The following is a 9,681-nucleotide window of genomic DNA, read 5'->3' as shown; positions in this document are numbered from 1 at the left end:
CTATAAGCTCAAAAATCAATTTAACCGACTTCGTGAACATTGAAAATAAATTAGCGAAACAAGGTAAAATCATGAATAATGCTGTTTCTTCTTTCATATATATGAGAAACTAGCCAAAGTCAAGAGACCAATAAATATTAAAAGCTTATCTATGATAAGCTTTTAATATTTATTGGTCTCGTCATTACGACGATAGGAGAAATGTAAACTTACGAGACTTGTCCTATCATCGAGGATAAAGCGGGTTCAGGAGGCTAACAAACGATATTTTAAAAGCCATTAAAAAAGTTCCTTTTTTGATTCAAAGGGACTTTTCATATTCTTATCTTTTCTGTTCTACTCGAACAATCTTATCTTTTGTTTCTGTCACTTTATGCTTTTTAGCATTGCTTAGTGTATGACCACCTAAAATTGGAGCAATTACTAAACCTACCAAACAAGTCAATTTAATTAAGATATTCATCGAAGGACCAGAAGTATCTTTGAAAGGGTCTCCTACGGTATCACCTGTTACAGCAGCTTTGTGTGCATCCGAACCTTTGAAGGTCATTTCGCCATTGATTTCTACACCTGCTTCAAAAGATTTTTTCGCATTATCCCATGATCCACCCGCATTATTTTGGAATATCGCCCACATTACCCCTGATACCGCAACACCAGCCATATATGCTCCCAATGCCTCTGCCCCCATCACAAAACCAACAATGATAGGTGTAATTATCGTCATCGCACCCGGTAACATCATTTCACGCAATGCCGCCTTCGTCGAAATATCGACACACTTTCCATATTCAGGTTTTCCCGTTCCTTCCAAAATGCCTGGTATTTCGCGGAATTGACGACGCACTTCGTTTACCATATCCATGGCTGCTTTTCCTACGGATTTCATCGCCAAAGCGGAAAATACTACAGGAATCATACCACCGATAAATAAAGCCGCAAGCACATCAGCCTTGAAAATATTAATGCCGTCGATTCCTGTAAAAGTCACATAAGCTGCGAACAATGCCAATGCAGTCAATGCTGCCGAAGCAATTGCAAAACCCTTGCCTACCGCTGCAGTTGTATTTCCTACGGAATCCAACACATCTGTGCGCTGACGTACTTCTTTAGGCAATTCACTCATTTCGGCAATACCACCTGCATTATCTGCTATTGGGCCGAAAGCATCAATAGCCAACTGCATAGCTGTCGTTGCCATCATCGCTGAAGCGGCTATGGCTACCCCATAAAATCCAGCTAAATGGTAAGAGCCCCAGATTGCGGCAGCAAACAACAGTACGGATGAAAATGTCGAAATCATACCATTAGCCAAACCAGCAATAATATTAGTCGCCGCACCCGTCGATGAATTACGGACAATATCTAGTACAGGTTTCTTTCCTAATCCTGTGTAATACTCTGTGAAAGCTGAAATCAATCCACCCACAGCTAAACCAACAATTGTCGCATAAAACACATTCAAACGCGGTATTTCTTTAGTGCCTTCTCCAAAGAATTTCATCTGAATCACTTCAGGAAGCATATATCCTATCAAAAAGAAACAAGCGATTATAGTTAGAATAATTGAAATCCAATTTCCAAGATTTAGTGCACCTTGCACTTGATTTTCTTTAGCATCATTAGAAGAAACTTTTACGAAGAAAGTTCCGATGATGGAAGCCAAAATGCCTACACCTGCAATGACTATCGGTAAAAGTATTGGCCCCATACCATTGAAAGCGTCTGTAAAAACACCTCCATTGGCTTCAGCCATATCTTTGATAATATAATTCCCTAATACCATAGAAGCTAATACTGTAGCTACGTACGAGCCAAACAAATCGGCTCCCATTCCTGCAACATCCCCTACATTATCACCTACATTATCCGCAATCGTCGCTGGATTGCGTGGGTCATCTTCGGGGATTCCGGCTTCTACTTTTCCAACCAAATCCGCTCCCACATCAGCAGCTTTTGTATAAATACCACCACCAACACGGGCAAATAGCGCGATAGACTCTGCGCCCAAAGAGAAGCCTGCAAGAGCTTCCAATGCAATAGTCATTTCATTATAAAAACTTCCATTGCCAGTTACAAACATTTTTAAGAATAACAAGAAAAACACACTCAATCCCAACACGGCTAACCCTGCAACACCTAATCCCATCACAGTTCCGCCCGAAAAAGAAACTTTCAAGGCTTGAGGCAAACTTGTACGTGCTGCTTGTGTTGTACGTACATTCGCACTTGTTGCTATGCGCATACCAATATTTCCTGCCAAAGCAGAAAAAAATGCGCCAAACACAAAGGCTACAACAATAATCCAATGTGTCGTCTCCACCAACGTCGAAACAAAAAATAATGCAATCGCTGCAATAACCACAAAAATTAAAAGAATACGGTATTCGGCTTGTAGAAATGCCATTGCACCTTCCTTGATACTTTTGGAAATGAATTGCATTTTGCTATCTCCTGAGTCTTGCTTATTGACCCAACTAGCTTTTGAAACCATGAATAGTAACCCCAAGACAGCGAGTGCTGCTGGTAAGTAAATCATTAAGTTTTCCATAAAAAAAAGTTTATTTTGGTTATACTAAAGCTATCACTTTTTTAGGAAAACAAAAAACTTTAATCTATTAATTTTTAATAAGTTGCAATTGAATCTCAATAAATCAATTGGCTTTCCATATGTAATTATCTCCCTCCTTCGCGAGTTTATCCTCATCAACCAATTCACGAAGAATTGCTATTTTTTTATCATCATCACCAACCGTAATATTATCAATAATTTCATGTAGTGACAATGATTTTTCCAATAACAAAACCCGAATTTCTTGCTCAATTTTCGCTTCTATCCCTTCTGTATGTTTTCTTTTTAGACATAAATCACATTCTCCACAATAATCAGCATTCATCTCGCCAAAATATTGTAAAATTGCGTTGCTACGACATTCTTTGGTGTCCAAGAAATGATAAATTGCTTTGATTTGCTCTTCTTTTATCTCTTTACGCTCACGAATAAATTCAGAATCGATATATAGATTTTTATAGTCAACACGTGATTGCAAAAAAGTTAACTGCGGCTTATCGGTACTTTTTAGATAGGAACCTACTTGTTGCTTTTCTAGACCTTCTAGCATTTGTACAATCATATCATAAGGTACTGCTAATTTTTTAGCAAACTCAAACTCATTGATAGGAACATAAAAGTCAAAAACTCCACCATATGTACGCAAGATCGCCTTTATCAAAGGATCATATTTAGCAACTTCTACCTGAAACTTATATAGCTCTTGAAAATCTATTTCGAACTTAAATCGAGAAGGAATAAAAACAGCATCCGACAAACTTAACCAGCCATCACGTTCTAAAAATTTAAGTGCGCTCATGGTTGGAAGCACGTCTAATTTATATTTTTTAGCGAATTCCACTAAATCAAAATCTACTGTAATGCCCTTGCCTGCACCATATGCAATTTGGTAATGATTGCCTAGATGATGATAAACCTGTTGGATAAATTGTACGGAAGGAAAACTTTCTTGAAAATTCTTCCACAGTCTATCTCTATCTTCTTGTTGATACAGCAAAACTGGGAAAGCTTTCTTACCATCACGACCTGCACGACCAGCCTCTTGATAATACGCTTCTAAAGAATCAGGAATATCGATATGAATCACAAAACGTACATCTGGCTTATCGATACCCATTCCGAAAGCATTAGTTGCCACAATAACGCGTGTTTTATTCGATGTCCAAGAATTTTGCTTCGATTCGCGCTCCTTCATCGTCAAACCAGCATGATAATAATCAGACGGAACTCCATGATTAAGCAAAAAACGAGCAACCTCCTGTGTTTCTCTACGATTACGTACATAGATTACACCAGAACCACCTATTTTCTTGACAATACGTAGCATTCTGTTCATCTTGTTTTCCTCATACAATGCCATATAACCGAGATTTGGACGGGCAAAACTTTTAGAAAACACATTTTTTTGCCTGAAATTCAGTCGCTCCTGAATATCTTCCACTACACGAGGCGTGGCACTAGCTGTAAGGGCTAAGATTGGAACATTGGCATGGGCTTCTCTCAAATCCGATAATTGCAAATACGAAGGACGAAAATCATACCCCCATTGGGAAATACAATGCGCTTCATCAATTGCAAATAAATTGACTTTCATGTATTTGATACGCTCACTTACCAAATCCGAATAGAAACGCTCAGGAGCAATATAAAGGAATTTTATCTTACCAAAAATGCAATTATCCAACGCAATGTCAACCTCACGGTAATTCATCCCAGAATAAATTGCAATTGCCTCAATACCTCGACTGCGCAGGTTCTCGATTTGGTCTTTCATTAAGGCTATCAAAGGCGAGATAACAATACAAATTCCTTCTTGAGCCATAGCTGGCACTTGAAAACAAACGGATTTTCCGCCACCCGTTGGCATCAACGCCAACGTATCTTTACCTTGCAATACGGACTGTATAATATCCTCTTGCAAGGGTCTGAACGCATCATAGCCCCAATATTGTTTCAGTATGGAATGAATCGAATCGCTCATGTTTACTCCTCTTTCCAAACATAAGCAAAATTATTTTTTAGAATATAAAGTCTCTCTGAATTACTTTCAAAAGCCGATTTTAATCGCTCAATAGTTTTATCACTATTACTGCCATCCAACAAAATAGTCGCGTTTGGATAGTTATCCTTTAACTTTTGAATATCAGTATAGTTGTTTTTCCGCCACAGCACAAAGTTTACTTCCGATGGCAAATTATCCATTTTCATTTCTAAAAATAAAATTTTATGTGGTCCCATTTCTAGTATCTTATTTTGCCTTTCCTCATTAGATATATGTTGAAATTGAATAGCACCTTCTGTACTAAATTGTCTTAAATCAGGAAGTACGCTGTATTGTAAAGTTTGGTGATTAATTGAATCCAACGTAGAAAACAGCAAAACATTGTTGTTCGTTACTTGTGCTACAGCAATTTCTGAACGAATATTGTAAAAAACTAAGGCAGAGTAATTCGATTTCTGCAAAAATGTGAAGCCGTTGAAAACTGTCAAAACTAGTATGCTAACCAACAGAAATATAAACGCTTTCGCTAACTTTGAATTTAAGGCAATAATGAGGGCTGCAATTCCTATTAATAAAATCACGACCTGACTCCAATGCCAATCCACTCCGCTAATGACTGCGGATGGCAAATGGCCTATCCATTCTAAGCCCTGCATCATAAAATTTAGCGTCCATCCGACCAGAAAGCCAAAGAGTAAATTTGTCCATTCAAACGGAACTAAAACTAAGCCAACGCCTAAATACATTATCAATGTACTTGGGAGTGCAATAAAGAGATTAGCCAATAAAAAGTAATTCGGAAATTGCCTAAAATAATAGAGTGTCAAAGGTAGCGTGAACAATTGCGTAGAGATAGAAACATATACATATTCTAACACATAATTAACCCATTTATTCGGAGTCAAATAATAGTTTTTCAAAATCGGATAAAGTAAAATTATACCTAAAATTGCCAAATAAGACAATTGAAAACCGACATCAAATAGGTAATTTGGCGCAAATAAAAGTATGAAAAGAGCCGATGCTCCTAAGGTATTTACCGGTACTTGTTTGCGATTTATGATTACTGAACTGACAAAGAAAGAAATCATGATTCCTGCTCTTAATATCGGAGGACTCATCCCTGTCAGAATCACGTAAGCCCATATAAACAATAAAATTATAACAGATTTAATTAGTTTGCCATAACGAAATCTGTCCATCCAGAACAAAACAAAATTTAACAAGACAAATACCAAACTCACGTGTAGTCCAGACACACTTAAAACATGAATCGTCCCGGTATTTGTAAAAGCTGATATAGTTTGTTGGTCTATTTGGGAGCGATACCCAAATATCAGAGCAACCGCCACATTAAAAGCTTCATCGTCATGAATGTATTTTCGAAATTTAGCAATAAGATTCGTTCGTAAATCCAAAGAATATGCAATCAATGCATTGCCATGATTGCGTTCCAAAACAAGAATTTCATCTTGTTTCAATAAGGCTTGTTGGGCAATACCTTTGTTTGCCAAATACGATTTGTAATCGAATTCCTTTGGATTATAAGGTGGATTAACATCCATTAGTTTGTTAACAAGTACGATTTTATCGCCATACCTATATTCTACCACCTTTAAAGAATCTCGGAGAATTGTTAACATTACTTTTCCGCTAACCATCTTTGTTCTGTTAGAATCAATTGCATTAGTTAATTTCACCGGGAAACGAATCGTCTTTTCCTTATAAACAGGTTCATCATCAATAATACCTACAGATTGGGTAGCATCATGCTGTTGATAATAATTTGGAATATGCTGATTCTGCGTCTTGGAATAGGAATAATAACCGTAAGAAATAACAAGTAAACTAAAACAAATGGTGAATAAATGTTTCTGCGGTAATCGTTTTGTAATGGAAAGTCCAATGTATATGAACATGCACAGACAAATAAAAATTGTAGAAATTGTCGGGGATATATATGACTGTGAACATACGGCATGCAAAATCCCAAAAACCTAAAGAAACAATGCTTTCAACATCGGAACTTTGCCCCAAGTTAAGTCCAATATATCGTCTTTCACCATTGCCATCTCACTTGTATTCTAACATCTGATTTCTTATTCCCTTCAATCATATCTAACCCTGAACCCACATTTTCTCGATTAAAATAATGTGTCAGTGCATAACGTAGCCAAATATCCGTCGATTTAAAAAGTCTATAGCGCGTATTCAAATACGTTCGAATTCCTTGGTCGTAATACATAGGAAAACTGGATGCATATAGTACATCACTTTCGTATGCATATATCCGTGAATCATAATCTTTCGTATTAAAGTATGCAGCACGCATATTCAGATTAAGCGTGTTCCTAAAACCTTTCCAAAAAATGTCTTGAAAAACCATATATCCTTCACTTTTTGAATCCTGCTTTTTATCAAAAAGAGAAAGTTCAGCCCGAGATTTAATGTTCCACGTATCACTCAATTTATATTGATATTCCAATCGAAATTGATTGCGCACCACATCCGCTAATATGTTTTCATTTGCCTGAGGTAACAAAAGATTTTCTTGCTTCACTCTATAACGATAACGCAACAAGAACTTTCCTTTTTTATACCAGGAATACGTGGCTTGAGATAGAAAATCAATACCTTGGCTCGGCCCATCTACTCGAAATCGTAGCCATGGAAATTTAAACATATCCACATAATTCACCCATTCAAATTTGCGCGTCACATGATAAACTACACCTGTATAAAGTCCTTTTTCGTTAGCAACATTAGAACCTTATGACAAAGTTTGAGCAAAAAAACTATGGTAATTGCGTTGCAAATTTCGATAATTCACAAAGGCAGAAACTTTTTGATGAAGACTTGCTATAATACTATTCACCGTAGCAAAGCCAGAATTTACACTATGCGCAGTCTCACCAAAGAAATAGAAATTTCGATAATTGTATTTATAATGGACTCCAAATTGGAGCAATTGATTTCCTTCAAAATCAAAACGATTACGAACGGCATCGGCTTTGACAATTTCTCCATTGAATTTTGTAAATAATGATGTCAATCCAACTTTCAGCCGTTTATAGCTATACGTAAAGTCTGAACCCACTACAAATTGTCCAATAGCATCGCGGTAAGATTGTTCTGTAGGCGTGCGGTGAAGCCCCGAATTATTTATAGTTTTAATCCAGTTAATAGAATCAGTCTGCTCCATATTTCCACTCAATTTATTGTTAGCTACGAAAGGTGTCCATTCCAATCTATTAAATTGCAGTTTTACAGCTAAACCTCGCTGAAAATTCTGTTCATTCATAGAAGAATAAGAACGCAAACCGATACCCTGCTTTGCGGTAGCTCCAATCCATGCTCCTTTACCAAAATTTAGCCCATTCCACAAAACTAATCCTTGACCTGTTTGTATGGCAAAATCTCCAACGACCAGCTTTCGTATACTTTTATTAATATCATTTACCTCAAAATATCCGGAATAAAAATCAAAACCACTCTTCTGTTTCAACGCAAAAAACGGCTCACCAGCGTCTTTCTCGGCATTAATACCTATTTTTATTTTCTGCTGATAATTCCAACGATAGCGTAAAGAATAAGCATTAGCATCACCTAAATACCTTGAACGATGTTCATCAGTAATGCTGTACCCTTGTTGATTTTGGAGATTTCTGCTATAACGCAGCATCAACATTTGTTCATCTTCATTACGCACCGTCTTCCATGACAAATCTTTAAGCGATGATTGGGTTCCTACACGTACAAATTGTCGCAACCAATTAATGGTTTGCATATCCAATCCAACAATTCCTTGTAATTCCAAAATATTGATAAAATCCCCCGTTTGCTCCCGATGCGCTATAATGTTGGAAACTTGTTGCGGAGAAAGAAATACCAGTGTAGAAAGTTCATCTACAGTAACTTTATTTAAATCAAACGGATGTTTAAGAATATATTGTAACCGTTCCATAACTTCAGATACATCTACATTTTCTCCCAATTCTTCACTGATTTGCTCTAGTAGCAATTCTTCAAAATTTGACTCTAACTCTTGCGCAAATAGACTTGAATTTACGAAGAGAAATAAAATCATATACATCAATTTAGAATGCATAAGCCAAAGCAATTTGAGGTGATGACCCTAATCTAGTGTGAAATGAAGATGAAACATCAAACTGAAATTTGTTCCACACTAAACCCATTCCGCCAAAATATTGCATAGGATTTGAAGATGCACCAGCTCGTAGAATAATGATTTCAGCAACTGAGTATGCCAATCCACCACGTATATTTACGCCTTGTTCTAATTCATAATAACAATCCCCTTCAAGAGATAAATCTTTAGAAATCTTATACAGAAAACCTACCCCCAATTCTGCAGGCAAATATTGCTCTGTATCATCTTTAAATTTTGAAAATGTAGCATTACGAAAGACAAAACCTACATTTACACTTTCGCTGAATCTTATTAACCCACCCAAATTCAATGAAAACGCATTGTCAGAAATATAATTTTCTACATAATACCGATGATAATTGGCAGATATTGAAGAAGAAAACACTCCACCGAAACTTCTCGCATAAGCCAAATTACTTGTCAAAAATGAAGATACATGCGCAATTCCATAATTTCGAATTCCAAAACCTAGAGCTCCCACCTTCTGTACTGGAATAGCAACATATGCGGCTTGTGTGCGTAATTCCTTCGACATGAAATGTGGTTGATAAGCTATAGCAACTGTTGTTCGTTCTAAATTCCCCAATCCAGCAGCATTATTGGTTATGCTGTAAATTGATTCGCTGGCCAATCCAGTATTTCCCATACCTTGAAAAGGTGCGGCATTAAACGTTTGTGCATTTATATTAATACAGCATATTAAAACTAAATAGGTGAAAATACTCCTCATAGTTTAGTAATTGGCTATACTAAATATAATCAAACTAAAACAATAAATGAAATTAAATTAACACAAAGGAAATCCGCTTAAATCGGATAGGAGGAACGGGATTAATTCCCGTTCCGACCTTCCACAGCACCGCACGTACCGTTCGGTATACGGCGCTTCCCTAAGTTGTAACACGAACTCGCTTGTATTCTGCCAGTAAAGATGGG

General features: G+C 36.9%; 6 protein-coding genes. All 6 read right to left on the bottom strand.

The window, feature by feature from the left end; genetic code table 11:
- Positions 1–322 precede the first annotated feature (322 nt).
- The 6 genes from GOQ17_RS15770 to GOQ17_RS15745 all read right to left on the bottom strand — a co-directional run bounded on the left by GOQ17_RS15770 (position 323) and on the right by GOQ17_RS15745 (position 9,475).
- On the bottom strand, positions 323–2,551 hold the full coding sequence (locus GOQ17_RS15770) for a sodium-translocating pyrophosphatase (RefSeq protein ID WP_159638979.1): 2,229 nt from the start codon (positions 2,549–2,551) through the stop codon (positions 323–325).
- A gap of 103 nt (positions 2,552–2,654) precedes the next feature.
- A complete protein-coding gene (locus GOQ17_RS15765; RefSeq protein WP_159638977.1) occupies positions 2,655–4,553 on the bottom strand; it encodes a RecQ family ATP-dependent DNA helicase in 1,899 nt (632 codons plus the stop codon).
- A gap of 2 nt (positions 4,554–4,555) precedes the next feature.
- Positions 4,556–6,559, bottom strand: coding sequence for a ComEC/Rec2 family competence protein (locus tag GOQ17_RS15760; RefSeq protein ID WP_262885595.1), 2,004 nt, complete (start codon positions 6,557–6,559; stop codon positions 4,556–4,558).
- Between the two features lie 74 nt (positions 6,560–6,633).
- Positions 6,634–7,293, bottom strand: coding sequence for a hypothetical protein (locus GOQ17_RS15755; protein ID WP_159638973.1), 660 nt, complete (start codon positions 7,291–7,293; stop codon positions 6,634–6,636).
- 51 nt (positions 7,294–7,344) lie between these two features.
- Positions 7,345–8,661 (bottom strand): ComEA family DNA-binding protein, encoded by a 1,317-nt coding sequence (locus GOQ17_RS15750; protein ID WP_159638971.1) that lies wholly within the window; start codon positions 8,659–8,661, stop codon positions 7,345–7,347.
- 10 nt (positions 8,662–8,671) lie between these two features.
- Positions 8,672–9,475, bottom strand: coding sequence for a PorV/PorQ family protein (locus tag GOQ17_RS15745; RefSeq protein ID WP_159638969.1), 804 nt, complete (start codon positions 9,473–9,475; stop codon positions 8,672–8,674).
- Positions 9,476–9,681 lie beyond the last annotated feature (206 nt).

The organism is Sphingobacterium composti (assembly GCF_009829075.1).
GTDB lineage: Bacteria > Bacteroidota > Bacteroidia > Sphingobacteriales > Sphingobacteriaceae > Sphingobacterium > Sphingobacterium composti.
This window is presented reverse-complemented; position numbering and strand designations above follow the sequence as displayed.

What these genes read in the sequence shown, in the direction of transcription:
- GOQ17_RS15770 (WP_159638979.1), bottom strand. Translation starts at nt 2,551, where the DNA reads ATGGAAAACTTAATGATTTACTTACCAGCAGCACTCGCTGTCTTGGGG.
- GOQ17_RS15765 (WP_159638977.1), bottom strand. Translation starts at nt 4,553, where the DNA reads ATGAGCGATTCGATTCATTCCATACTGAAACAATATTGGGGCTATGAT.
- GOQ17_RS15750 (WP_159638971.1), bottom strand. Translation starts at nt 8,661, where the DNA reads ATGATTTTATTTCTCTTCGTAAATTCAAGTCTATTTGCGCAAGAGTTA.
- GOQ17_RS15745 (WP_159638969.1), bottom strand. Translation starts at nt 9,475, where the DNA reads ATGAGGAGTATTTTCACCTATTTAGTTTTAATATGCTGTATTAATATA.